Annotated in this window: 24 protein-coding genes; 11 read left to right on the plus strand and 13 right to left on the minus strand. The window is 63.8% G+C overall.

Going from position 1 to position 24,870, the window contains the following annotated elements:
* Nucleotides 1–67 precede the first annotated feature (67 nt).
* Complete coding sequence (acs, locus tag ABT392_RS10025) at nt 68–2,029, minus strand: acetate--CoA ligase (RefSeq protein ID WP_395385850.1); 1,962 nt, start codon at nt 2,027–2,029, stop codon at nt 68–70.
* Between the two features lie 150 nt (nt 2,030–2,179).
* On the opposite strand from acs, the gene ABT392_RS10030 reads away from it, so the two are divergent.
* From ABT392_RS10030 to ahr, 3 genes are all read left to right on the plus strand, one after another.
* The gene (locus ABT392_RS10030) at nt 2,180–2,806 is read left to right on the plus strand and encodes a TIGR00645 family protein (RefSeq protein WP_334275728.1); all 627 of its coding nucleotides are present in this window, start codon (nt 2,180–2,182) and stop codon (nt 2,804–2,806) included.
* A 61-nt stretch (nt 2,807–2,867) separates the two neighbouring features.
* Nucleotides 2,868–4,412, plus strand: a complete 1,545-nt coding sequence (locus ABT392_RS10035; protein WP_395385849.1) for a fumarate hydratase — start codon at nt 2,868–2,870, stop codon at nt 4,410–4,412.
* Nucleotides 4,413–4,502: 90 nt separating this feature from the next.
* Nucleotides 4,503–5,522, plus strand: coding sequence for an NADPH-dependent aldehyde reductase Ahr (gene ahr, locus ABT392_RS10040; RefSeq protein ID WP_464970965.1), 1,020 nt, complete (start codon nt 4,503–4,505; stop codon nt 5,520–5,522).
* A gap of 23 nt (nt 5,523–5,545) precedes the next feature.
* Here the strand turns inward: ahr and ABT392_RS10045 are convergent, their stop codons facing one another.
* Both ABT392_RS10045 and ABT392_RS10050 read right to left on the minus strand, forming a co-directional pair.
* On the minus strand, nt 5,546–6,826 hold the full coding sequence (locus ABT392_RS10045) for a mechanosensitive ion channel family protein (RefSeq protein ID WP_334275731.1): 1,281 nt from the start codon (nt 6,824–6,826) through the stop codon (nt 5,546–5,548).
* A gap of 39 nt (nt 6,827–6,865) precedes the next feature.
* Nucleotides 6,866–7,801: a histone deacetylase family protein gene (locus ABT392_RS10050; protein ID WP_334275732.1), complete on the minus strand. Its 936-nt coding sequence runs from the start codon at nt 7,799–7,801 to the stop codon at nt 6,866–6,868.
* A 29-nt stretch (nt 7,802–7,830) separates the two neighbouring features.
* Between ABT392_RS10050 and ABT392_RS10055 the strand changes: the two genes are divergently transcribed.
* From ABT392_RS10055 to mltB, 4 genes are read left to right on the plus strand one after another with little or no spacing between them, the layout of a single operon-like run.
* Nucleotides 7,831–8,775, plus strand: coding sequence for an AAA family ATPase (locus ABT392_RS10055; RefSeq protein ID WP_395385847.1), 945 nt, complete (start codon nt 7,831–7,833; stop codon nt 8,773–8,775).
* Nucleotides 8,775–9,755, plus strand: a complete 981-nt coding sequence (locus tag ABT392_RS10060) for a DUF58 domain-containing protein (RefSeq protein ID WP_334275734.1) — start codon at nt 8,775–8,777, stop codon at nt 9,753–9,755. Before ABT392_RS10055 ends, ABT392_RS10060 begins: the two co-directional genes overlap by 1 nt.
* On the plus strand, nt 9,752–11,785 hold the full coding sequence (locus tag ABT392_RS10065) for a transglutaminase TgpA family protein (protein ID WP_334275735.1): 2,034 nt from the start codon (nt 9,752–9,754) through the stop codon (nt 11,783–11,785). The genes ABT392_RS10060 and ABT392_RS10065 overlap by 4 nt, the downstream gene beginning before the upstream one ends.
* 21 nt (nt 11,786–11,806) lie before the next feature.
* On the plus strand, nt 11,807–12,946 hold the full coding sequence (mltB, locus tag ABT392_RS10070) for a lytic murein transglycosylase B (RefSeq protein WP_334275736.1): 1,140 nt from the start codon (nt 11,807–11,809) through the stop codon (nt 12,944–12,946).
* On the opposite strand, the gene ABT392_RS10075 is transcribed toward mltB, so the two are convergent.
* On the minus strand, nt 12,892–14,700 hold the full coding sequence (locus ABT392_RS10075) for a DNA internalization-related competence protein ComEC/Rec2 (RefSeq protein ID WP_464970966.1): 1,809 nt from the start codon (nt 14,698–14,700) through the stop codon (nt 12,892–12,894). The genes mltB and ABT392_RS10075 overlap by 55 nt on opposite strands.
* 698 nt (nt 14,701–15,398) lie before the next feature.
* On the opposite strand from ABT392_RS10075, the gene ABT392_RS10080 reads away from it, so the two are divergent.
* Nucleotides 15,399–15,620, plus strand: coding sequence for a hypothetical protein (locus ABT392_RS10080; protein ID WP_395385846.1), 222 nt, complete (start codon nt 15,399–15,401; stop codon nt 15,618–15,620).
* Nucleotides 15,621–15,827: 207 nt separating this feature from the next.
* Complete coding sequence (locus ABT392_RS10085; RefSeq protein WP_395385845.1) at nt 15,828–16,511, plus strand: hypothetical protein; 684 nt, start codon at nt 15,828–15,830, stop codon at nt 16,509–16,511.
* A 14-nt stretch (nt 16,512–16,525) separates the two neighbouring features.
* Here ABT392_RS10085 and ABT392_RS10090 read toward each other — a convergent pair whose 3' ends face one another.
* The 8 genes from ABT392_RS10090 to ABT392_RS10125 are packed head-to-tail and all read right to left on the minus strand — an operon-like array spanning nt 16,526 to nt 22,524.
* On the minus strand, nt 16,526–17,275 hold the full coding sequence (locus ABT392_RS10090; protein ID WP_395385844.1) for a DUF6710 family protein: 750 nt from the start codon (nt 17,273–17,275) through the stop codon (nt 16,526–16,528).
* A 20-nt stretch (nt 17,276–17,295) separates the two neighbouring features.
* Nucleotides 17,296–17,850: a thermonuclease family protein gene (locus ABT392_RS10095; protein ID WP_395385843.1), complete on the minus strand. Its 555-nt coding sequence runs from the start codon at nt 17,848–17,850 to the stop codon at nt 17,296–17,298.
* Nucleotides 17,851–17,856: 6 nt separating this feature from the next.
* Complete coding sequence (locus ABT392_RS10100) at nt 17,857–19,290, minus strand: SMODS domain-containing nucleotidyltransferase (RefSeq protein ID WP_395385842.1); 1,434 nt, start codon at nt 19,288–19,290, stop codon at nt 17,857–17,859.
* Complete coding sequence (locus tag ABT392_RS10105; protein WP_395385841.1) at nt 19,290–20,213, minus strand: S-4TM family putative pore-forming effector; 924 nt, start codon at nt 20,211–20,213, stop codon at nt 19,290–19,292. Before ABT392_RS10105 ends, ABT392_RS10100 begins: the two co-directional genes overlap by 1 nt.
* Before the next feature lie 17 nt (nt 20,214–20,230).
* The gene (locus ABT392_RS10110) at nt 20,231–20,725 is read right to left on the minus strand and encodes a hypothetical protein (RefSeq protein ID WP_464970967.1); all 495 of its coding nucleotides are present in this window, start codon (nt 20,723–20,725) and stop codon (nt 20,231–20,233) included.
* 5 nt (nt 20,726–20,730) lie between these two features.
* Nucleotides 20,731–21,987, minus strand: coding sequence for a nucleotidyltransferase domain-containing protein (locus ABT392_RS10115; protein WP_395385840.1), 1,257 nt, complete (start codon nt 21,985–21,987; stop codon nt 20,731–20,733).
* A 38-nt stretch (nt 21,988–22,025) separates the two neighbouring features.
* Complete coding sequence (locus ABT392_RS10120; protein ID WP_395385839.1) at nt 22,026–22,343, minus strand: hypothetical protein; 318 nt, start codon at nt 22,341–22,343, stop codon at nt 22,026–22,028.
* A 7-nt stretch (nt 22,344–22,350) separates the two neighbouring features.
* Entirely contained in the window at nt 22,351–22,524 is a 174-nt protein-coding gene (locus tag ABT392_RS10125) for a hypothetical protein (RefSeq protein WP_395385838.1), read from the minus strand.
* A gap of 103 nt (nt 22,525–22,627) precedes the next feature.
* Between ABT392_RS10125 and ABT392_RS10130 the strand changes: the two genes are divergently transcribed.
* Together ABT392_RS10130 and ABT392_RS10135 are read left to right on the plus strand one after the other, a co-directional pair.
* Complete coding sequence (locus ABT392_RS10130; protein ID WP_395385837.1) at nt 22,628–23,572, plus strand: WYL domain-containing protein; 945 nt, start codon at nt 22,628–22,630, stop codon at nt 23,570–23,572.
* 33 nt (nt 23,573–23,605) lie between these two features.
* Nucleotides 23,606–24,184, plus strand: a complete 579-nt coding sequence (locus ABT392_RS10135; protein WP_395385836.1) for a hypothetical protein — start codon at nt 23,606–23,608, stop codon at nt 24,182–24,184.
* A 1-nt stretch (nt 24,185) separates the two neighbouring features.
* On the opposite strand, the gene ABT392_RS10140 is transcribed toward ABT392_RS10135, so the two are convergent.
* Nucleotides 24,186–24,869 carry a M48 family metallopeptidase gene (locus tag ABT392_RS10140; RefSeq protein ID WP_395385835.1) on the minus strand — a complete coding sequence of 228 codons (684 nt, stop codon included), beginning with the start codon at nt 24,867–24,869 and terminating at the stop codon, nt 24,186–24,188.
* Between the last annotated feature and the right edge of the window lies 1 nt (nt 24,870).

Consider the following 24,870-nt stretch of genomic DNA (forward strand, 5'->3'; position numbering starts at 1 on the left):
TGAGTGAACCCCGAACCCGTCCAGCGGCAAAGCCGCCCGCGCGAGGCGCGGCCCTGGAGCAGCTGGGTCAGTAAGCCTGACCCAGCTGTTCCAGGATGGCCGGATTCTCCAGCGTACTCGTATCCTGCGTCACAGCCTCGCCCTTGGCCACCGACCTCAACAGCCGACGCATGATCTTGCCGGAACGGGTCTTGGGCAGGTTGTCGCCGAAGCGGATGTCCTTGGGCTTGGCAATGGGGCCGATTTCCTTGGCCACCCAGTCGCGCAATTGCTTGGCAATCGCCTTGGCCTCGTCGCCACTCGGGCGTGGGCGCTTCAAGACCACGAAGGCGCAGATCGCCTCGCCGGTGGTGTCGTCCGGGCGCCCCACGACCGCAGCCTCTGCCACCAGATCGGTGCAGCTGACCAGGGCGGATTCGATTTCCATGGTGCCCATGCGATGGCCTGACACGTTCAGCACATCGTCGATGCGGCCAGTGATCGTGAAATAGCCGGTCTCGGCATCGCGGATCGCGCCATCGCCCGCCAGGTAGTAGCCCTTGAGTTCGCTCGGGTAGTAGCTCTTCTTGAAGCGCTCCGGGTCGCCATAGATCGTGCGGATCATCGACGGCCAGGGCTTCTTGACCACGAGGATGCCGCCCTGCCCGTTCGGCACGTCGTTGCCGGTTTCGTCCACGATGGCCGCGGTGATGCCCGGGAAGGGCAAGGTGCAGGAGCCCGGCACCAGCGTGGTGACGCCCGGCAGCGGCGTGATCATGTGGCCGCCAGTCTCGGTCTGCCAGAAGGTGTCGACGATGGGGCAGTTGCCGCCACCGATGTGCTGGTAGTACCACTCCCAGGCGGCCGGGTTGATCGGCTCGCCGACCGAGCCCAGGAGGCGCAGGCTCGTCAGGTCATAGTTCTTCGGATGCACGGCTTCATTGCTCTCGGCCGCCTTGATCAGCGAACGGATGGCGGTGGGCGCCGTGTAGAAGATCGAGACCTTGTGCTTCTGGATCATCTGCCAGAAGCGGCCGGCGTCCGGGAAGGTCGGGATGCCTTCGAACACGACCTCGGTGCCGCCCAGCGCCAGAGGGCCGTAGCTGATGTACGTGTGGCCGGTGACCCAGCCGATGTCGGCCGTGCACCAGAACACATCGTCGGGCTTCAGGTCGAAGGTCCACTTGGTCGTCAGCGCGGCATGCAGCAGGTAGCCGCCGGTGCTGTGCTGCACGCCCTTGGGCTTGCCGGTCGAGCCCGAGGTGTAGAGCAGGAACAGCGGATGTTCGGCCTCCACCCATTCCGGCTCGCAGACATTCGACTCGCTGGCGGTGAGCTCGTGCAGCCACAGGTCGCGACCAGCCACCCAGGCGATATTGCCGCCGGTGCGCTTGTAGACGATGACGTCCTTCAGCGTGGGGCAGCTGCCACCTTCCAGCGCTTCGTCAACGATGGCCTTCAGGGGCAGTGACTTGCCGCCGCGCTGCTGCTCGTCGGCCGTGATCACCATCACCGCGCCGGCGTCCTGCACGCGGTCGCGCAGAGACTGAGCGGAGAAGCCACCAAACACCACCGAATGCGTGGCGCCAATGCGCGCGCAGGCCTGCATGGCGGCCACGCCTTCGACCGACATCGGCATGTAGATGACGACGCGGTCGCCCTTCTTCACGCCACGCTTCTTCAGGGCATTGGCCAGTTGCGCCACCTTGGCCAGCAGCTGGCTGTAGGAGACCTTGTTCACCGAGCCGTCATCGGCTTCAAAGATGATGGCTGTCTTGTCGCCAAGGCCCGCTTCAATATTGCGGTCCAGGCAGTTGTAGGAGACGTTGAGCAGGCCGTCCTCGAACCACTTGAAGAACGGCGCCTCGCTGTCGTTCAGCACCTTGGTGAAGGGCTGCTTCCAGCTCAGGAGCTCGCGTGCCAGGCGGCCCCAATAGGCCTCGTGGTCGGCCTCGGCCTCGGCCACCAGGGCCTGGTAGGCGGCTGGGCCTTTCACATGGGCATTGGCCATCCAGGCAGCGCTGGGCGGGTATTTCTTGAGCTCACTCATGGTCTTGTCTCCGGGGCGGATTTGAATGCGAACTGCTGCGCACTTTGCTTGCTGTCTCTGACGAACCGCTTACTCTAACCGTGAAGAATGACCAACCGGGCCTCCACCTAGAATCACGGTCAATCCAGAAACCAAGTGGTAACCCACCCCATGACCAAACCGCTGCGCCCCCTGCCCCGCCTGATTTTCGCCAGCCGCTGGCTGCAGCTGCCGCTCTACCTCGGCTTGATATTGGCCCAGGCGGTCTATGTGTTCCAGTTCTGGACCGAGCTGGTGCACCTGGTTGAGGCTGCCTTCGGCAACCAGGAAGCGCTCGCGACTCTGGTGAAGAGCATCGGCTACAAGGCTGCGCCGATCAAGGACGCGCTAGGCCACGTCACCGGCTACGAGCCCTTGGTCAAGCTCAACGAGACGGTGCTGATGCTGGTGGTGCTGGGCCTGATCGACGTCGTCATGATCTCCAACCTCCTGATCATGGTGATCGTCGGCGGCTACGAAACCTTTGTCTCGCGAATGGACCTCGACGGCCACCCCGACCAGCCGGAATGGCTGAGCCATGTGAACGCCTCGGTGCTCAAGGTCAAGCTGGCCACGGCCATCATCGGCATCTCGTCGATCCACCTCTTGAAGACCTTCATCAACGCCGACAACTACAGCGAGAAGGTGCTGCTGTGGCAGACGCTCATCCACGTCGCTTTCCTGTTCTCGGCCATGGCCATCGCCTATACCGACCGGCTGCTGAGCGCCAGCCATGGGCCGAGCGAGGGCAAGCACTGAGCATCAGGCTCGCGCAAGCTCGCCTCACTAGAATTTCGCATCGATTCCAAGGGTTCATGCCATGAGCACCACCACGATCAAGTACGCCGACCTCGTCGACAGCGTCGCCGCCGCCCTTCAGTACATCTCGTACTTCCACCCGACCGACTACATCGCCCACCTGGCGCGCGCCTATGAGCGCGAACAGAGCGCGGCGGCCAAGGATGCGATTGCGCAGATCCTGACCAACTCGCGCATGTGCGCCGAGGGCCGGCGCCCGATCTGCCAGGACACCGGCATCGTCAACGTGTTCCTGAAGATCGGCATGGATGTGCGCTGGGAAGGTTTCCCGGGCTCGATCCAGGACGCGGTGGACGAAGGCGTGCGCCGCGGCTACCTCGACCCCGACAACAAGCTGCGCGCCTCGGTGCTGTCGGACCCGATCTTCGAGCGCAAGAACACCAAGGACAACACGCCGGCCGTGGTCTTCATGGAGGTCGTGCCCGGCAACACACTGGACGTGACGGTCGCGGCCAAGGGCGGCGGCTCGGAGAACAAGAGCAAGGTCTACATGCTCAATCCGGGCGACAACATCGTCGACTGGGTGCTCAAGACCGTGCCGACCATGGGCGCCGGCTGGTGCCCGCCGGGCATGCTGGGCATTGGTGTGGGCGGCACGGCCGAGAAGGCGGCGCTGCTGGCCAAGGAATCGTTGATGGAAGACATCGACATGTACGAGCTGCTGGAGCGCGGCCCGCAGAACAAGCTCGAGGAAATGCGCATCGAGCTCTACGAGAAGGTCAATGCGCTGGGCATCGGCGCGCAGGGCCTCGGTGGCCTGACGACCGTGCTGGACGTCAAGATCAAGACCTACCCGACGCATGCGGCCAGCAAGCCCATCGCCATGATTCCGAACTGCGCCGCCACGCGGCACGCGCACTTCGTGCTCGACGGCAGCGGCCCGAGCTACCTGACACCACCGAGCCTGGACCTCTGGCCCGACGTGCACTGGGCGCCCGACTACAACAAGAGCAAGCGCGTCGATCTCAATGCGCTCACGCCGGCCGAGGTGGCCAGCTGGACCCCGGGCCAGACCCTGCTGTTGAACGGCAAGATGCTGACCGGCCGCGATGCCGCGCACAAGCGCATCGCCGACATGCTGGCCAAGGGCGAACAGCTGCCGGTGGACTTCACGAATCGCATCATCTATTACGTCGGCCCGGTCGACCCGGTGCGCGATGAAGTGGTGGGCCCCGCCGGCCCGACCACGGCCACCCGCATGGACGGCTTCACCGAGATGATGCTGGCCAAGACCGGCCTGATCGCCATGGTGGGCAAGGCCGAGCGCGGCCCGGTCGCCATCGAGGCCATCAAGAAGCACAAGAGCGCCTACCTGATGGCCGTGGGCGGCTCGGCCTACCTGGTCTCCAAGGCGATCAAGGCCGCCAAGGTCGTGGGCTTTGCCGACCTCGGGATGGAAGCGATCTACGAGTTCGACGTGGTCGATATGCCGGTGACGGTGGCGGTGGACGCGGGCGGCACCAGCGCCCACATCACCGGCCCGGCCGAGTGGCAGCAAAAGATCGCTGCCGGTCGGGCGGTGGGTATACCCGTCGTGCAGGGCTGAGCCCCCCGGCCGTCAGCTGACGCCAAGGCGACCGAAACCTCCCGAGATGCCGGCCACAATGGCCGGCATTGTTCTTTCCGGGAGCCGCGCATGAGCAACACCAAGATCCAGGCCTGGGCCGCACACGCCAAGGACCAGCCGCTGCAGCGTTTCGACTACGAGGCAGGCCCGCTCGGCGACGAGGAGGTAGAGATCCGCATCGAGCATTGCGGCATCTGCCATTCCGACCTCGCGATGATCGAGAGCGAATGGTTCCCGACGAACTATCCGGTCGTGCCCGGCCATGAGGTGGTCGGCATCGTCACGGCCGTCGGTCCGCATGCCAAGGGCCGCAAGATCGGCCAGCGCGTGGGCATAGGCTGGCACACCGGCAGCTGCAGCCATTGCAACTTCTGCCTGGGCGGTGAGCAGAACCTCTGCACCCAGCGCCAGCCCACCATCATCGGCCGCCATGGCGGTTTTGCCGACCGGCTGCGCGCGCACTGGAGCTGGGCGGTGCCGATTCCCGAAGGCCTGGACCCGGCCGCGGCCGGGCCCTTGATGTGCGGCGGCGGCACGGTCTTCCTGCCGTTCGTCATCAACTCGATCAAGCCGACCGACCGCGTGGGCGTGGTCGGCATCGGTGGCCTGGGCCATCTGGCGGTCAAGTTCGCGCGGGCATGGGGCTGCGAGGTCACGGCCTTCACCTCGTCGCCGAGCAAGCGCGAGGAGGCGCTCTCACTCGGCGCGCACAAGACGGTTTCCAGCGTCGACAAGGCCGAGCTCAAAGCTGCCGCAGGCTCGCTGGACTTCCTCCTGGTCACCGTTGGTGCCAGTCTCGACTGGGATGCGCTGATCGGCACCCTGGCCCCCAAGGGACGCATCCACCTCGTGGGCGTGGTGACCGACAAGCTGCAGCTCAAGAGCGGCGCCCTGCTCTCCTGGCAGCGCGGCCTCTCGGCTTCGCCCACGCCTTCGCCGCGCCTGCTGGCCACGATGCTGGACTTCGCGGCTCGCCATCAAATCCTGCCGCAGGTGGAGCGCTTCCCGATGAGCCAGGTGAACGAGGCGCTGGACCATCTGCGTGCCGGCAAGGCGCGGTACCGCATCGTGCTCGACGCGGATTTCTGAGTGGCGCGCTTGAGCGCAGGCTGTTATTGAGCGGGCTGTGTTGGCGCTGGCGCCGACAAGCCGTGCAGCACCCGCTGCGGATAGGGAATCTCCACACCCATCTCGCGCAAGGCCTTCAGCACCGCCAGATTGGCATCCGAGCGCACGCCGCCCTGGCCGTTCTGCGGGTCGGAGATCCAGAAGCTCACGGTCAGCTCCAGGCCGTCGGCCGCGAAGTTGCTCAGTTGCACCACAGGTTCGGGCGTGGCCAGCACGCGGGCCACGCCCGCCACGGCCTGCGCCAACCGCTTCATCACCTGTTCGACGTCGCAGTCGTACGCCACCTGCACAACGGTGTTCAGGAGCACCTGCGGGTCGGCGAGCGAGCTGTTCTCGACGCGGGTGGTGATCAAGGTCTCGTTGGGCACGATGGCCTCGCGGCCGTTCAAGGCGCGGATCACCGTATAGCGGGTCTTGATGTCGCTGATGCGGCCCTCGAAGCCGTCGACCTTGACCATGTCGCCGATGCGCAAGCTCCGCTCGGCCAGGATGACGAATCCGCTCACATAGTTGGCTGCCAGCTTCTGCAGGCCGAAGCCGATGCCCACGCCCAGGGCGCCGCCCAGCACACCCAGGGCCGTGAGGTCGATGCCGGCTGCCGACAAGGCCACCAGCATGCCGATGAAAAGCAGCGCCGCGCGTGTGAGACTCACCGCGATCTTGCGCATCGACAGGTCGATGCTGTCGCTGCGCATCATCCGCGCCTCGATGGCCGCCGAGATCCACAGCGCCAGCACCAGCACCACGGTTGCGGCCAGGCCGCCCTGCAGGATGTCCAGCAGCGAGACCGGCTTGCCGCCGATCTTCCAGGCGTTGCCTTCCAGCTCCTTCAGGAGATCGGGCCACAGCCCGGTGATCCAGACGATGGAACCCAGCCACGCGACCCAGGACACAAAGCGTTCGACCAGGCGCACCCAGGCCGAGTTCGGCATCGCCACCGTCAGCACCCGCACCGTGAAGCGGATCGCCATCAACGAGACGAGCACCGGAATCGCCAGCTTGAAAAGCGCGAGGTGCACGCCCCAGTGGATCAGGAGCTTGCGCGCGCCCATGGCCAGCAGCAGTGCCAGCACCGGGAACAGCACGCCGTCCACCACATGGCGACCGAACAACACGGACAGCGGCCTTTGCTGGTTGCTGGCCTGCGCACGGGCCAGTTGCCAGGTGATCAGCCAGGCCAGGGCCAGGCTGGCCAGCAGCAGGGCCAGCTCGGTCAAGGCGGCGGGTTTGAGCAGGGCTGCAAGAAGCTCTTGCAGCTCATTCATGCTGAGCGCTTGATTCATCGAAAAGGAAGAGAAGGGAAATCAGACACCGGCCAGCGTGCGCAGATGCACGCCGACGCTGCGGGCCAGCGCGCCGAGCGCGTAGCCACCTTCGAGGCAGGACACGATGCGACCCTTCGAATGGCGCTGGGCCACGCTCATCACCCGTTGCGTGATCCATTCGTAGTCGGCCTCCACCAGGCCCAGCTGGCCCAGATCGTCCTCTCGGTGGGCATCGAAACCGGCCGAGATGAAGATCATCTCGGGCTTGAACGCCTCCAGCGCGGGCATCCACTGCGCCTCGATCATTTCGCGCACCTCGCCGCCGCGCGTGTAAGCAGGCACCGGCAGGTTGACCATGTTCTCGCCCTTGGGCACGGCGCCGCAATAGGGATAGAGCGGGTCCTGGAAGATGCTGACCATCAGGATGCGCTCGTCGCCAGCGACGATGTCTTCGGTGCCATTGCCGTGATGGACGTCGAAATCCACGATGGCCACGCGCTTCAAGCCGCGCACGTCCAGCGCATGGCGCGCCGCCACGGCAAGGTTGTTGAAGAAGCAGAAACCCATGGTCTGGTCACGCGTGGCGTGATGGCCCGGCGGGCGCACGGCGCAGAAGGCGTTCTCGGCTTCGCCATCGATCACCAGGTCGGTGGCCTGCACCGCTGCGCCGGCCGCGCGCAGGGCAGCGGCCCAGGTGTGCGGGCCGGCCACGGTGTCCGGGTCCATCGCACGGGATTCACCGGTGGCGGCCAGGCCTTGCAGCGTTTCACTGAGCTCCGCCACATAGCGGTGCGTGTGGGCGAGCTCCAGATCAGCCGGCCTCACTTCCACGGCCTCATGGCGTTGCAAGGCCACGTCAATGCCGCTGGTCAGGAGCCAGTCTTCGATCGCGTCCAGGCGCTGGGGGCATTCCGGGTGGCCGGCGCCCATGTCGTGGCGGCGGCAGGCGGGGTGACTGATATAGGCTGTCGGCATGCAGGGCTGGATTCGGTTAAGGTCGCCGCATGACGCAAACGAAAGAGTCTCAAGCCCTTGTGGCCCGGCAACTCGGCGACTTGCAGCGCCAGATTAGCACGATCATCAAGGGCAAACCGGCCCAGATCCGCGACGCCGTGGCCTGCCTGATCGCCGGTGGCCACCTGCTGATCGAAGACCTGCCCGGCGTGGGCAAGACAACCCTGGCGCATGCGCTGGCGGTGTCCATGGGCCTGAAGTTCTCGCGCCTGCAGTTCACGGCCGACCTGATGCCCTCCGACCTGCTCGGCGTGAGCATCTACGAGCGGGAGAAAGCCGGCTTCGTCTTTCACCCCGGCCCGGTCTTCGCCCAGGTGCTGCTCGCTGACGAGATCAACCGCGCCGGCCCGAAGACGCAGAGCGCGCTGCTGGAAGCGATGGAAGAGAACCAGGTCAGCATCGATGGCACCAGCCACGCCCTGCCCCAGCCCTTCTTCGTCATCGCCACCCAGAACCCGAGCGAGCAACTGGGCACCTACCCGCTGCCGGAATCTCAGCTGGACCGCTTCCTGATGTGCATTTCGCTCGGCTACCCTGACGCGGCTTCCGAGCGCGAGCTCCTGATGGGCCAGGACAGCCGCGAAGCGATCCGTGCCTTGCAGCCCATCATGACGCCGGCTGACGTGCAGGCGGCGCAGGCGGCCGTGAAATCCATCCATGCCTCGCCAGCGCTGCTGGACTATCTGCAGGCGCTGATCGCCGCCACGCGCTCCGGCCAATGGTTCACCGAAGGCCTGAGCCCGCGCGCGGGCCTGGGCGTGCTGCGCGCCGCGCGTGCCAGGGCGCTGCTGGACCAGCGCGACTTCGTGGCGCCCGATGATGTGCAGGCCATCCTGCCGCAGACCATCGCCCACCGGCTGCGCCCGCGGGCCGGCGCCGGGCGCGGCGCGGCCGAGCAGGTGCGCGCCATGATCGAGGCCCTGCCGATTCCCTGATGCTGGCCCCCCTGCGCAAACGCATCGACGCCTGGTGGGCCGGCCGCCACCAGCGGCGCGACACCCATGTCATGGGCCAGAACAACATCTACATCGTGCCGAGCCGGCCGGGGCTGTTCTTCTGCGCCACGCTGGGCTTGCTGCTCATCGCCTCGATCAACGATCAGCTGAGCCTGGGCTATATGCTGACCTTTCTGCTGACCGGCGCGGGCTTTGCATCGATGCACACGACGCACGGCAACCTGCGCGGCCTGCAAATGGACCTGCGCGAGCCCACGCCCGGTTTTGCCGGCGGCGACCTGCAATTGGAGCTGCGCGTGCACAACAGCGGCCGCGCACGCTTTGGTGTCGGCATCCGCGTGCAGGACGGCGGCGAGACGGCCTGGTGCGATGTGCCGGCACAAGGCCATGCGCTGGTCCATGTGCGCTTCAAGGCGCCGAGGCGCGGACTGAGTGAATTGCCCACGCTGGTGATCGAGACGCGCTTCCCACTGGGCCTGTTCCGCGCCTGGAGCATCTGGCGGCCGGCAGCCCAGGTCTGGGTCTATCCGCAGCCGGAAAGCCCGGCCGCGCCCTTCGCACCCAGCGCCCAGGCGGCAGACGCCGGCGAGACCAGCGGCGCTGTGCTGCTGCCCGGCCAGGATTTCGAGGGCGTGCGCGCCTACCGCCGCGGCGACAGCCTGCGTCAAGTCGTCTGGAAGAAGGCCGCGCTGGCGATGGAGCAAGGCGGTCCCTTGTGGGTGCGCGAGACCCGCGCACCCGCCAGCCAGCGCCTCTGGCTCGACATTGCCGATACGGCGGGCCGAGACTGGGAAGCGAGGCTTTCGCGCCTCTGCGCCTGGGTGCTCGCCGCTGAAAGCCAGGGCCATCCCTATGGCCTGAAGCTGTTTGGGCAAGACCTGGCCCCGGCCCAGGGCGCCGAGCATCGCCGCACCTGCCTGGAGCTGCTGGCGCTGGCTGAACCGGGGCGTGGCTCATGAGCCTGCTTGGAGACAGGCTTGCCCGCCTGCCGCGCGATACGCGCGACACCCTGTTCCTGCTCGCCACCATCGCGGCCACGGTGTTGCCGCATGCCAGCCATCTGCCCTGGTGGTGCAGCGCGATGACGGCCCTGGTCCTGCTCTGGCGCGGCCAACTGGCCTGGCGTGGTGCTCCGCTGCCGGGGCGCTGGACGCTCGTCGCCCTGCTCGTCGTCACCGCCGGCCTGACCTGGCTGAACTACCGCAGCATCCTCGGCCGCGAGCCCGGCATCACGATGCTGACGCTCCTGATGGCCCTGAAGACGCTGGAGCTGCGCGCCCGCCGCGATGCCTTCGTCGTGTTCTTCCTCGGCTTCTTCCTGGTGCTGACCGGCTTTCTCTATTCGCAGTCCCTGCTCACGGCGCTGTGGATGGTCTTGACCGTCTGGGCGCTCTTGAGCGCGCTGGTGCTCGCGCAGATGCCGATAGGCCAGCCCTCGCTCGCGCTCGCGGCGCGCCAGGCGGCGCGCACCACGCTCCTGGGCCTGCCGCTGATGCTGGCCCTGTTCTTCCTGTTCCCGCGGATCGCGCCGCTGTGGGGCGTGCCGGCCGATGCGGTGGGCAAGACCGGGCTCTCGGACCGCATGGACTTCGGCGCAATGAGCGAGATCGCCAACGACGAAAGCGTGGCGATGCGGCTGCGCTTCGATGGCCCCCTGCCACCCAGCTCGGCGCTGTACTTCCGCGGGCCCGTGCTGTCCAGCTTCGATGGCCGCAGCTGGCGGCCGAGCCCGCGCCCCTTCGCCATGCGCGATGCCGCACCGCGGGTCAGCGGCGCGCCGCTGCAGCTCGAGGTGACGTTGGAGCCGCTGCGCATTCCGGTCTTGCCTGTGCTCGAACTTGGCCGTGAAGGGCCTGGCGCCATCTGGGCCATCGACCAGCTGCAGTTGACACGCGGCGCTGACCTGCAATGGCTGGCCAGCCGGCCGGTGACCGAGCGGCTGCGCTTCAGCCAGCGTGTCTGGCTTCAGCATGAGCACGGGCCGCTCTTGCGCACACCCACGCTGCGCGAGTACCTCGCGCTGCCTGTGGGCCTCAACCCGCGAACGCTGGCCTGGGCCAGCAGCGTGCGCGCGCAGCAAGGCGATGCGGCCGACACGCCAGCCCTGGTCGAGGCGGTGATGCAGCACATCCGCCAGGCCGACTTCACCTACACGCTGGAGCCGGGCCGCTATGGCGAGCAGAGCCCGCACCTGATCGACGAATTCTGGTTCGACCGGCGCCTGGGTTTTTGCGAGCATTTCGCCGCAGCTTTTGTGGTGGTCATGCGCGCCATGGACGTGCCGGCCCGCGTGGTCACCGGCTTTCAGGGCGTGGACCCCGTGCAGCAGGACGACTACTGGATCGTGCGCAACAGCAACGCCCATGCCTGGGCCGAGTACTGGGTGGCCGGGCGCGGCTGGGTGCGCGCCGACCCGACGGCGGCCGTGGCGCCCGAGCGCATCAATGCCGGCCGCTCCCTGCAGCCCACGCCTGGCGCGCTGGCCGGCGTGCTGGGCCAGATGAGCCCGCAGCTCTGGCGCAGCCTGCGCAATGGCTGGGAGACCCTCAACAACCGCTGGCAGCAGGTGGTCCTGAACTACTCGCGCGGCCAGCAGTTCGATCTCTTGAAGAGCCTGGGCTGGGAACAGCCGGACTGGAACGCGCTAGGCCAGCTGATTTCCGGGCTCATCCTCGCCGCCACGCTGGCTGGCTGGGTCTGGATGCGCTGGCAGATGCGGCCCCACGATGCATGGAGCCGCCAGCGCGCTCGCGTGCTCGCCCTGCTGCGCCGGCTCGATGTGCCTGCCGAATCGCACCACGCGCCGCGACAATGGGCGCAGCTTGTGCACGCCCGCCATGGCGAAGCCGCACAACCGCTGGTCGACCTGCTGCTGGCTCTGGAGGCTTCGCGCTACGGGCCGCAGGCTCATGCACAGGACTGGCGCACAAGGCAGCGCTGGTGGGCCGGCGTGCGCGCGGCAGGACGTATGCTGCGAAGCAATCGCTGAAATGCTGTCGTTGCCGAATCCATGCTCCTGAGAATCCTTGCGCTGAGTGCCACCCTGATGTTTGCTGCGCCGCTGGCCGAAGCCGCGCAGCCCAAGACCAAGCACAAGCTCAGCCAGAAGAAGGTGCAGAAGGCACGCGATGCGGCGCCCAGGCCCCTGGGCGAGCGCGAAGACATGCGCCGGTTCGCCGCCGAGCTGGCTGCCAGGGAAGGATTTGACGAAGCCCTGCTGCGCCGGCAGTTGGCTGCAGCCAAAGTCGTGCCTTCGGTGCAGCGACTCATCATGCCGGCGCCCGCCGGTGCGGCCAAGGATTGGGGTGCCTACCGCGCCCGCTTCATCGAAGCGCAAAGACTGCAGGCCGGCCTGGCTTTCTGGAATGAGCATCAAGCGGCCCTGGCCCGCGCCGAAGAGCGCTTTGGCGTGCCGGCCAGCGTCATCATGGGCATCCTCGGCGTGGAAACCTTCTATGGCCGCATCATGGGCGGCTATTCGGCGCTCGATGCATTGGTCACGCTCACTTTCGAATTTCCCAAGGGCCGCAGCGACCGCAGCGCCTTCTTCCGCCAGCAGCTGGTGGAACTCCTGCTGCTGGCCCGCCATGAAGGCCTGGATCCGTCTGGGTTCAAAGGCTCGTATGCCGGCGCCATGGGCTTTGGCCAGTTCATGCCGGGCAGCTGGAACCGCTATGCGCTGGACTTTGATGGCGACGGCCAGATCGACCTGATCGGCAGCCCGGTGGACGCCATCGGCAGCGTCGCCAATTTCCTGGCCGAGCATGGCTGGCTGCGCGGCCAGGCGAGCGACTACACGCTGGTGATGCCAGCCGACACCACGGCGCGCGCGCAGATGCTAGTGCCGGACATCCGGCCCACGTTCAGCGCCGCACAGCTGGTCGAGATGGGCGCGCAGATTTCCGACGCGGCGCGCATGCACGAAGGCCCGCTGGCAGTGATCGAGCTGCAGATGGGCGAGCGGGCTGCGCCGGTCTATCGCCTGGGCACGCAAAACTTCTACGCGCTGACCCGCTACAACCAGTCGTCCTACTACGCCCTCGCGGTGATCGAACTGGGGCGCGAGCTGCAGGCCATGCGAATGATCGGCACGGCTCAGCCGCCGGCACCGGCAGCATCCGGCAGCTCCGGCCCCAGCGCTTCGCCTTGAAGCGGGCGGCTGTGCCAGTAGCGCTGGTCTGTCGCTCGCTGGCAGCGCGCTGAAAGCTCCGCACTGCGCCAGGACCAGGCGCCGCAATCGGGCGAGGTCCAGACCTTGATGCCCTGCGCCTGGTAGCGCGCCAGCACCTCGATCGCCGGATGGCCGAAACGGTTGCGGTAGCCGGCCTGCACGAGGGCCATCGAGGGCGCGACAGCGGCGAGAAACTCGGGCGTCGAGGAGGTCTTGCTGCCGTGATGTGGCACCAGCAGCAGGTCGCTTCGCAGCAATGACGTCGAAGCCATCAGCGAGCGCTCCTGCGCCGCTTCGATGTCGCCAGTCAGCAGGGCCGAACGGCCCTCTGCATCGCTGATCCGCAAGACGCAGGACAGCGCATTGCTCTTCGCGGATTCGCGATAGTCGGCCGCCGCTGGCTGCAAGACCTCGAAGCGCACGCCATCCCATGTCCACCGTTGCCCGGCTTCACAACGCGCTGCGCTGCGCCCCGTCAGCAAGGGGTGGTCCGAAGCCAGCGAGCTGCTCAAGGCGGCCACCTCCAGCCCGCTCATGAGCGCCTCCGCGCCGCCCACATGGTCGGCATCGCGATGGCTGAGCATCATGAGGTCCAGCCGCCGCTGCCCCATTGCCCGCAAGAGCGGCAGCAGCACGCGCTGCCCTGCATCGCTGCCCGGCCCCCATTGCGGGCCGGCATCGAAGAGCAAGGCATGGTGTTCGGTGCGCACCAGCACCGCCGTGCCCTGGCCGACGTCGGGCGCGAGGATCTCGAAGCGCCCCGCAGCCAGGCGCATGGGCGCCGGCCAAAGCAAGGCCAGCGCCATCAGCGGGCCCAGCAGGCGCAAACGCCAGGGCAGCGGCATCACCAGCAAGGCACCGGCCAGCAAGCCCAGGGCCTGCGCCCAGACAGGAGCGACCGGCAACCACCAGACGGCGCCAGGCAGGCCTTGCAGGAGCCGCAGGTACCAGCGCAGCCCCTCCACGCACCAGGCCGCCCAATGCCAGAGCCCGGGCAGGACGGCGCCGGCCAAGGCCAGCGGCGTGATCACCAGGCTGACCACCGGAATCGCGACCAGATTGGCCAGCAGGCCGACCACCGAGATCTGCTGGAAGAACAGCAGGCTCAAGGGCGCCAGCCCCAAGGTGGCCACCCATTGCGCGCGAAAGCCGGCGAGCAGATGCGCGCGCCAGCCCTGCGGTGCCGATTGCCCGCCGGCCATCAGCAAGCCCACGGCCGCGAACGACAGCCAGAAGCCGGCCTGCGCCACCGCCCAGGGGTCGATTGCCGTGACCAGCGCAGCCGCCCCGAGCAGCTGCAAGGGCCAGGGCCAGCGCAGGCCCGCGCTGCGCAAGAGCGCCACGCCGGCGAGCATCCAGACCGTGCGCTGTGCGGGCACGCCCCAGCCCGCGAACAGCGCATAGGCAAAGGCCGTGGCCACGCCAATCCAGCGAGCTGCAGTGGGCGCAGGCAAGCACAGGCAGGCGCGGCCGCTGCGCCTCCAGAGCGCAAACGCCAGGGCCTGAGCGGCCCATGCGAGCATTGTGACGTGCATGCCTGAGATGGCGACAAGATGGGCAACCCCGGTATCGCGATACAAGGCCCAGTCCGAACGAGCGATTGGTTCAGGGCAAAAGAGTACTTCCGCGGGTATTGAGTACTTCCGAAGATTTGCCAACGGGAAAGTACTTCCCGCCGGCACGGACCAATAGGCCAAAATCGCTGCTAAGTCATTGATTTCAGCGAGAAGCACTTATTTGCCTGCCTGAAATTTAGGCAGAAATTCAAGAGGGTGGCACTGCCACCCTCTTTTTCATTTTTAAGCCGTGAACAGCACGTCGCCGCCACCCCTCCAAGAAAATCAACAACTTAGGCTCTCGACGGGTATTGAGTACTTCCCGACCCAACGCACAGCCTGGCGCCCGTCACGGGCAAAAGAGTACTTCGCCAACGGGAAAGTACTTCCCGACGTCGAGCACTCCCAGAGCGGCAATTATGGAAAATTATGGCGGAAACCATAATTGTACTTTTGGCCCATAACCGTGTCTAAGCCATTGATTTACAACACTTTCCACCGACTACGCGCAAATTTGTCCAAGGTCGGTGGAACGACGCTAAGTCCTTGTCACGTATCACTTTCCATCATGTACGCGCAGATTTGTCCAAAGATGATGGAAAACGCGAGCACGAGACACTTCAGCGCCTTGACGGGCAAAAGAGTACGTCGCCAACGCAAAGAGTTCTTCCCGACCTGGCGGGCAAAAGAGTACTTCCCAATATTTACCAACGGAAAGTACTTCCCGACGAGACGGGTAAAAGAGTATGTCGCCAACTGAAAGTGCTTCCGGACATTTGGAAACGAAGTATGTCTCGGCCGCGCGGCGCGCTTTTACTTGCCAGCACCAGCCGGTAGCCGCATCATCTTGCGACCACACCGCCCGCGAGGTTCGAATGCCCGCTCTCTACTTCTCCCCCGATGTCAGCGCCTTCACCTCGGTCGCGATGGTCGAAGGCTTCTATGTGGGGCGTGTCAGCTGTCTCCAAGGCAAGAAGGCGCTCAAGGTTGAGCACGAGTGCCTGTGCTACCGAGACACCTATGCCGAGGCTGAGCGAGACGCCAACCGAGATGCTGCAGCGCTTGTGCGCATGTGGGCCGACAAGGTGCGCATCTAAGCGTCTCGGGGCTGACTTTGGAGAGCTAGACTCGCTATGTGGCATGGCGTTAGCCCTGCCGCCCTGCTTTTCCTCCCTGAGCAGGCACTTAGCGTGATGACAGCGCATGGTGTTCCGGCCCCGACGGTGTAGACCCTCGGGGCCTTGTTTTTGTGCCTTGGCAATTTCAATCTCCGCCGGCTCTTGGGCTAGGGGGAAGCTTTCTCCTTGACACTAGCCCTGCATGGCGGGAATGCTTCGACGATGCAAATCCTCTCCGAGCGCTTGGCCTTCTGGTTCTTGCGCCTAAATGGCTTCCTCACCATCCCCAACTTCATCGTGCATCCGGAAGGCCCGCGGGAGGATGGGGCTTATCCGCAGCAGACAGATGTCGACGTGCTCGGCGTTCGTTTCCCGTTCCGAGCCGAAAACCGAAGTCGCCCGATGCCCGATTTCGAGCTGTTCACCGGCGAGAAGCGACCGATGGTTGTTCTTTCGGAGGTCAAGACGGACCAGTGCCGCTTAAACGGGCCTTGGACAGACCCCAAGCGCGAGAACCTGCAAAAGGTACTCTGTGCCGGCGGCTTCCGCCCTGCGGACCTTGCAGATGCCATCGCAGAGTCCCTGTACCAGAAGGGCGTTTGGGAGGACGAATCTCTCGTTGTCCGCATAGTGTGCTTCGGCGACCGACACAACTCGGGCCTAGAGCGTAGCCATCCGGCCGTGCCACAACTTCTTTGGAAGCGCCATGTGCTCCCCTTCATCTATCAGCGCTTCGACCAGTACAAGCTAGAAAAGCAGATGCATCACCAATGGGATGATGACGCCAAGGAGCTATTTGCCACGGCCGGTCAAAGTAGCAACGAAGGCGAGTTCTTGACGTCAATCGAAGTAGTCGACCGCTACAAGTAGTCGGATTGGGCAAGCTATGTCAACAGCCGCCGGCCAATTTCGAAGATGCCTGCCATCGGCAAGGACCGAACCGGCGCCAGCACCTCCCCAGTGTCCTGGCGAATCCAGTTCACACCATCGGTCCCCACTGCCTCCAACACAAGGCTGAAGTCGTGGGCTTCGTAGCACTTGAACTTGCCGCCACCCCGGATGAGTGCGGCCATCGTGCTGTGATTGCCGTTGGAAACCCAGACTATTGGCCACGGCTTCCAAGCGATACCGAAATGGTTCCGGTCCTGCCGCCAGGGGCCCCACTCTCGCTTCGAGCCCAGCTCCTGGAGCGCCTTGAAAAGTCGCCAGCGCTCCCACGGCGATGGAAAGACGATGGCATCGTTGAGCTCGACCGACAGTGTTCGAGAAACCTTCTTCGTCAACGAGGCGCGCGTGTCCCCAGCTGAGTTCAAGGGCAGTGACTCATCCCACAGCAAGTCGTCTGCATCCCAAGCTGGCTTATGGAACTCGCGAGCGTCCATGACCAGCGTCTCAAGGGCTCGGGCCCTGATGACCTGCGATAGTGCTACCGCTAGACCCCGAAGTGCATGCTTGCCGTTCGCCTGGGCCGAGTCGATTGACCAGAGCATCGACGTCCATTTCTGTCGCTGTGTCAGACGCCCCGATTGCGGAAGATTGGGATAGGGAACTCGCTCCGGCATTTTCTTTGAGGGGAACTCCTTCGACAGGTTCTTAAGCAGTGCAGCCAAGCTCTTTGGAATTGCAGTGTTCATGGATTGATTCGCTGCTCCGTTCAATGACAGCTCTGCCTTGCTTGCCTGCGTTGGCGACAAGTCTTCGGTGCCATAGGGTCGGGCTCTGCCCAGAGTCCACGCTTTGCAGCCTTGGCATCTGCTTGCAGGCGCCGATACCGCTCCCGGTCATGCGGGGCGTCTTCGTCGACGTAGTCCTCCGGGTACCAAGCCAGCCCCTCCGAAAGCATCAGGTCCGCGGCATCTCGACCATCGCTCGTTTTCAAACGGCAGACTTTTCGGCCATAGCGGTCGACCTTGTAGCAATCGACGGAACTACCTGGCGCCGCGAGTTCGCGAAGACGCGCCCTAGCAACTCGCCAGTAGGCTTGGCCGGTCTCAGGCGCATCAATGCTGGCAACGCGAACTACAAACTTGGAGGCTGGGGCCGATGCTGACTTGCAGGTGAACGTGTCCCCATCGTGATGGCCTGTCGTCTCAACGCAATGGACAGCCAACACCTGCGGCGTCTGGGCAAAGCTGCTGATGCCAATGGGCAACCCGGCAATGGCCAAGAGCGGCGCGCAAACCGCACGCCACTGCAGAAGGCATCGCATACCTAGCTACTCGATGACAACATAGAAGGGGTCTGACTGCCCGACCAGGCGGTTGTCGCGCTTCCGAATAAGAAACGCCTCAACGAAGTGAACGCCACGGTACTCCAGCCCTTCGGAACGACTCGTGCCACTGTCGGAAGCGTAGAACTCGCCCCGGAGCGCACCAGCTCGGGAAGCGACCTTATCCGTGTTCGTCACGCGCCATTGAACCTTGTAGTCAGAGGAAAATGGCATGCCGTGGGCGCCCGTGGCGTTGAACCGGACCCAATATCCCGGTTGCAACGCTTCCGCAGATTGAATGGTCCGAACGGTGTTTCCATATTGCCCGGTCCGTAGCTCTGCAGCCACTCTCACGGCATGCTGCTCAGGGGCCCTTCGCCAGGTTGGCCGCCGCACGTGAGGCAGTTGACGTAGCTTCGCAGGTACTGCGGCCGCCCCCAATGCCTTCACCTTCTCGACCAAGTCCTGAAAGTGGTTTCCCAGGACCAAAGCACCCGTAGTGGCTGCCTCGCTGACTTGCTCGGCGGCACGCTTGGCCTCGCCCGCGGCAAAGTTGTCGCCGAATACGCGCTGCCACTTGCCGATGCTTTCGTCACGGTCGGTCTCAGCGTACGCGTCGTCAATCCAGCCGCGATACAAATTCACCTTGTCGCGAAAGTTTCCGTATTGCGTTTGGTCCCAGCCACCGGCCTGGTCTTCGTGGGGCAGCTCTGGATTTGGCACGACCGGAACGTACGGCCGAGCCTGTAGCCAGTCATCCAGGCGGCCGACCAGCGTCTTGAGCGTAGTGGTCAAGTCTGCAAACTGAGCACTTCCTCGGTCACTCTCATAAACCTGCAGACCCATCAGCGTAGTCAGCAAGAATGAGGGGCACGTGAAGTTGCCCTTGATGTCGCGCATGTACTTCAATAGACGGGTGACCTTCTTCAAGTCGTTCCCACCGGCGACACCATTCTTGCCTTTCACCCACTCCGTGTATGCCAACGGTGCAGAGACTTCGAACTGGTCGGTATGGCGATTGCAGACTTCGTACTGGCCTGTGTAGCGCCGGTTGACCACACACGGCGCAATATCAATCTTGCGCTCGCCGGCGTACTCGATAGTGGCGCAATGCGAATAGCGACGGACCTTGCCGTCGTAGGCTGGGAGTTGCCCGAGCTTGGTGGCAAGCTCGTTTACATAGTCTTTGGGAGCCCAGCCTTCTTTGGCCTCCACGAATACGAGCAAGTCAGCGTCAAACGGTTGTCCCGGCTGCGGCTTGATGATGGTTTCGTGAGCCCACGACCCTTGATGCGCAAACGAAATAATCTTTGGACCCCAAGCAAGCGCGCGGACCGCATTCTCAACGGCAACACTGCTGCCCTCTAGTTGGCTAAGTCGCGTACTGTTCAGGTTGACATGGTCGTCGAGGAAGGTCTTGAAGTGTTCATGCAGCTTCATTAGGCCCCCGACAGCTTCAACTTGCTCACGGCCTCGGCAACAAGCTTCTCAGCTGCATGCCTAGCCTGCGCTTCGGACTTATTTCGAAGCCGGTAATAGAGCCAGTCAAACACCAGCGGATTGCTAGCGCGGTGCCGGTAGATGGCATCTTGGAGTGCACGCGAACTCAGCGTCAGGTCCTCTGCCGAAGCACCCACAAGAGCCTTGTCCCAAACCTTTTCGATTTCACCCTTGAGCGTCTTCAACGACTCGATGGTGTCCTCCTGTTTGCGGTATTCCCGGAGGACAAAACTAACCAGCGGCAACATTGGAAGACCCACAGAGATGATGAGTTCGTCGAGCTTTAGTCCGTGATAGAGGCCCACAGAAAACAACCCAACACCGAGAACCCCTGCGATGCAAAAGAGCGCTGCTGAATACTTTCGACGCACTCCCAAGTCGTAGACCACATTCGTTCGCTGGCACAGGAGCCGACCGACCGACAACGGCAACGTGGAGATGGCGCCTTCGTACCAGTTCTCGAACCCCTTCTTCTCCTTGTCGGACATCTGACCGGAAGCAATAGCGCGCAGCTCTTCAGGGTCAACTCGGCTACCAGCGACCAACTTGTTCCAATCCAGCTTCAAGACCTCGGTGTCGAATTGCTCCTGGACCAGGGCTCCCGCCTTGCTACTGGCACGCTGCCTCGGCGAAAGGACTGCCACGTCGAGGAGCAGTAGGGCAATCGACGCGAAGCCGAGATAGGGCCGAATTTCCGGAAATCGGGTTCCGAAGAGCAACCCGAGCGTCGGCAGTAACAACGCCGTGATGGCAACGAGGTTCTGACAGTTCTTCGCACGGGAATAGAAGCGCCGCTGCGCACGCAGCAGCTCCAGCCGTTCGGGCTTGTTCTGCTCGATGTCGATTCGATGTTCGGTGGTCATTGGTAGTCCTTCCCTTTTCAGTGTTCTTTAGAGGCAGCTACGGCGTTCTCGATGAGCGGTGGGCGCCGTCCCCACCTTCGCGTCTTGGGCTCCGGATGCTCTCCGCCGCCGGTCCAAACATCCGTTACGAGCCATTCCTCGAAGTAGTCGAGCCACTCCGCGGCCCAAGGAAGATAGGTCTCGCTGAACCGCATCTGTGGCGACCACTCGTGCGCACTTGGGAGCCAAAGACACAACTTGGTCCCCTGCCCTTTATGCGGATATACGTGCGGCAGCGGCCGTCCTACGGCGAGCCCCTTCGGGTCCGGGTTCATCACCAACAGCTCCGGGAAGTTCGAGGGATAAACCTTCAGAAGACATTGGTAGATACGACCCATCGGTGTCGGAGCCACCTTGAATCCGAATCTGAGCTCTCGCCCCTGGACAAACTCCAGCGTCGATTCCGGCCACCGCAGTGCCTTCAATTCGGCGTGGCGCTGGGCAAGGCTCGGAAGACGCAGTGGTGGCCTCAATCGGGTTACCCTCCGAAATAGGTGTGCGCACGGGCCGGCGTGACGACCGACGCCGCACCCGCAACCACAAAGCCGGCCTGCTTCAACGCCCGGTTGCCCTCACGTCGTTGCGCGCTGTGCGCCAGAACGGCCTGCTTTGCTCGCGGGCCGAACGCTTGCTCCACTGCCTTCGAGACAGCGTCGAGTCCATGGCTGCCTTCGATGGCAGCCAGCAACCCGTCCAGGTCGGCCACAAACTTCTGCTGCCATTGCGAAAACGCTTGCTGGCGTTTCGACTCGTTCATGGAGGCAGCAAGGTTGTCAGACTGGGCGCACGGGTTCATCAAGGTCCAGATTTCCTTACCGGACTCAAGAATCTCCCGCTCAAACAGCTCCGGCAGGAGCTCCACGATGTCGAAGAACAAGTCCAAAGGACCGTCGTGCGGCTGCGGCGCCAAGATGGCGAACGCCTTCGCAAACAGGCTCGTCAGAAAGACTGAGGTCGGCGCAATGTCGGAACCCGCCTCCAGCTCTCCGAATGAAATGTTGCGGTGCACCTTCCCCAGTTGGACGAACCTGCTCAGAAGACGAGCAAATACCTCGTCCGCCTCGGGCAGCGGCACGAGGTCGGCCTTGCGCGCCTCCGCGAAATCCGCTGTCAGCGCCGCTGAAAGCCGAAAGACTGGCGACACCTCTGCAGCCGCATCAAACCCCAGGCAGTACCCCTTCGGATTGGTCGAAAGATAGTTCTTGCGCTCGCGGTCAGGGATGCGCCCATGGTGCTCGCCATACGGAAGCACATGCAGCGGGTCGTCAATGACCGGAGCAAAGTCGGCTCGCATGCCGCCCGAGTAGATAAGCGTCACGCACCGCTCCCACCGCTCGATGCCCAGCCCATGCCGCTCGGCATAGCGCTTCAATACGACGTACAGGTGCTCGAGCAGCAGCGCCGCACCGCCGGGCCCGCCATATCTAACGAGTGCGGCCTTGGACAGTCGTACCACCAGGTCAATGTCGAAGCCCTCACGGTTCGCATCCATGGGCCGGACGATGGTTCCCATTTGGCGAGAACCCTGTGCGTGTACTTGCTCCACCAACCCATTGAATTCGGCGCAGTCGATGAGGTACTCGCCCGTCGCGATGTATGCCCGCTCAAGCTCCTGGAGCTGCGTGGCCGTGGGCTCGAAGGTCCTCGCGATGGCTTCCGCCAGGTACGTGAAACGAGCCGACGCCGAGGCGGTGACTTTGCGAATAGCGCGGGGAAGGCGGTCGGGTCGGTTCATATGGAGGTCGGGCTGCAAGCCTGTCGTTCGAAAGTGCGTCAGTTGCCCAGGTAGCGCTCGTGAACGCGTCCTGTGCGAGCTGCAATCAAGCCAGCAATCACCAACAGAATCGCCACGGCAAAGCCCAGCGCGCGCTCGGGCATCCAGACGCTGAGGTAACCAGGCAGCACATCAGACAGCGCGACCTCGGCGCGGGCAGAGCCGCCCAGCCCTTTCAAGGCCGATACGCCTGTAGTAGCCACCTGACCAACAAGGCCCGCGACTAGGAGGAAGCCGCCAGAACGCACCAGCGCAGCCCCGAGCGTGACGAGGCGCCTTGGCTTGGTGATGAAGTAGTCAGTCAGACGTTCCAGCATGGTCGGCCTACTTCTTTTCTTTGCGGACGCCCTTGAACGGCGTCTTATCGGACTTCACATCCATGAAGCGCCCCGTCTGCGCATCCCGCTTGACGTAGTGCCCAGAGGGCGTGGCGGTCTGGCTGCGCTCACGCACAGCTCCGATTCGGTGCCCGTCGCCGGGCGGGTTGTTCTTTGCCATTGCGACCTCCTGTTTCGTTTGAGTGTAGTATAGCTAATCAAAATGATTAGGCAAGAGAATTTTTTTGGAGTCATTAGGTCGCGCCATCGTCTATGATGCTTAGATGGCAGAAAACCTTGACCGGCGAACGCAGTTCCTCGCCGACCTAACCAAGACGCAGCGGGAACGGCTGTCGCACATTGACTTCAAGCTGTACTTCCTGGGAGAGCTCCGGCGAGCAGACGTTGTTGACCGCTTCGGCACCGGCCCTGCCGGCGCTACACGAGACATTGCGCTCTACCGGGAAATCGCACCTGAGAACCTCGAACTGGACAGCTCGGATAAGGTCTACCGGCCAACTCCGGTCTTCAAGCCTCTGTTCGAGCACAACCCTCGTCGAGTCCTGACCGCTCTGACGCAGGGGTACGGCGAAGGCCTGGGGGAGTTGCTGGGCGACGAGGCGCAGCCCATGCTGCGATGCGAGGTTCCAAGCGCACTGAGCCTGCCGAAGATGTCTGTATTGGCACCCATCACTCGCGCGATACACAGGGGCAAGGCAGTAAGGCTCGGCTACACCTCCATTGACAGTGGGCACACAGAACGTGAGCTGGTTCCGTTGGCCCTTGTGGACATTGGTATCCGCTGGCACGTACGAGCCTTCGACCGCAGGCACAAACAGTTCCGCGACTTCGTCTTCACACGAATGGATGAGCCCACCGTGCTTGAGGACAGCTCCGTGCATAGAGACGAAACAGCAGAGTTCGATGTGCAGTGGAGCCGCATCATTGAACTGGAGCTCGTGCCCCATCCAGAGCATCCCCGGCCTGAAATCGTGAAGATGGACTACGCCTTCCCTGCGGACGGCGTGCTCCGAGTTCGTGTCCGCGCGGCCAACGCAGGGTACATGCTTCGTCGTTGGACAGTAGACTGCTCGGCCGACCATCATCTGCGTGGTCTCGAGTACGCCCTCTGGCTACGTGACCCACTCGCGCTCTACGGTGCAAGCAACGCGCAGCTAGCACCCGGGTACCAGGACCCAAGGTCCGATAGAGAGATTAAGGCGCTCTAAACGACGGCCTCGGACTCGCCTCGAATTCGTCAAATGCCCACCGAATCTCAAGCCAGTCTGCTCTCATCCTTGAGGGACACCGACGTCTTCCGCATCTTGTTGGCGGACCTGCATGACGACGTAGGGGGCAAAGTCGCAAGATTTCATCAGCTCACGGACCTGTCCGCCACGCTCGGGTCCAGCGGAACGATGCTGCCCGGCGGCGAAACAGCGTTTGCCGCATGGACCGAGGCTAGGTCCAGCTTTGTGCACGGAAATTACGTCGCGACAGTCCTGCTATGCCAAGGATTGGCGGAGCACGTACTGGCAGCCCACCTCGCGCTTGATATCTTTGGAGACGAAGTTCCGCCTCACATCAAGTTCGACAAAACTCTAAAGAGGTGCGTCGAGAAAGGCGAACTCACGCAAGCCGATTCAGACGACTTCAAGCGACTCATGTCGCTGAGGAATCCGCTGTCTCACTACAGGGACATCAACGACCCCACGAACTTGTCTCGCCGGACCATGGATTCGCAAGTTCCTGCCGCAGTTCATCTGCTTAACGATGCGACCTTCGCCATCTCCATGGCAATTCGGCTACTTTCGATGCCCGCGTTCAAGCTCGGCGACTAGGTCACAACGTCATCCGAGCGCCGTGCACCTTCAGCCACTCGGCGGATTCGCGCCACGCTGGCAATTCCGTCGACACGATGTTCCAGAACTCAGCCGTGTGATTGCGCTCCTTCAGGTGCGCCAATTCGTGAACGACCAAGTAGTGCAGTACATCCAGAGGCGCCGCCATAGCCCGCCAGTGGAAATTCAAGTTGCCCGCTGCGGAGCAAGAAGCCCAGCGGTGGTTGAGCTCCCACACGCGTAGCTTTCCAGGCTTCACGCCCATAGACTGGCTGTGGTCGGCGATGAGTGAGGGCAGGCGCGCATAGCCAGCGCGTCGATAGAACGCCCGAAGCATCTCATCTGCTTTCGCACGATGCTCAGGTTGCAGCAAGAACCTATCGCCGACCAGGGATAGTGGCTCATCCCCTTCAGATGAGATGTCCAGGCGACACGGCTGCCCAAGAAAGTAAAAGGTCTCACCGGAGACGTACTCCTTGCCAATGGGCGCGCGGTTCAGCTCACCCCACTGCGCGAGAGTCCGATAAATCCAGGGCAATTTACGTTCGACAAGACGCTGAAGCTGCTGGTCGCTGGCCCGCGTCGGTGCCTTCACCGTGACGGTTCCATCCCGCTCAATGAAGATGGCTACCGTCCTGCGGTTCGACCTGGCGACCGAGTATTTGACGTCCCGAACTTCTGGCATT

It is taken from the genome of Paucibacter sp. JuS9, assembly GCF_044043925.2.
Classification (GTDB): Bacteria; Pseudomonadota; Gammaproteobacteria; order Burkholderiales; family Burkholderiaceae_C; genus JAUASW01.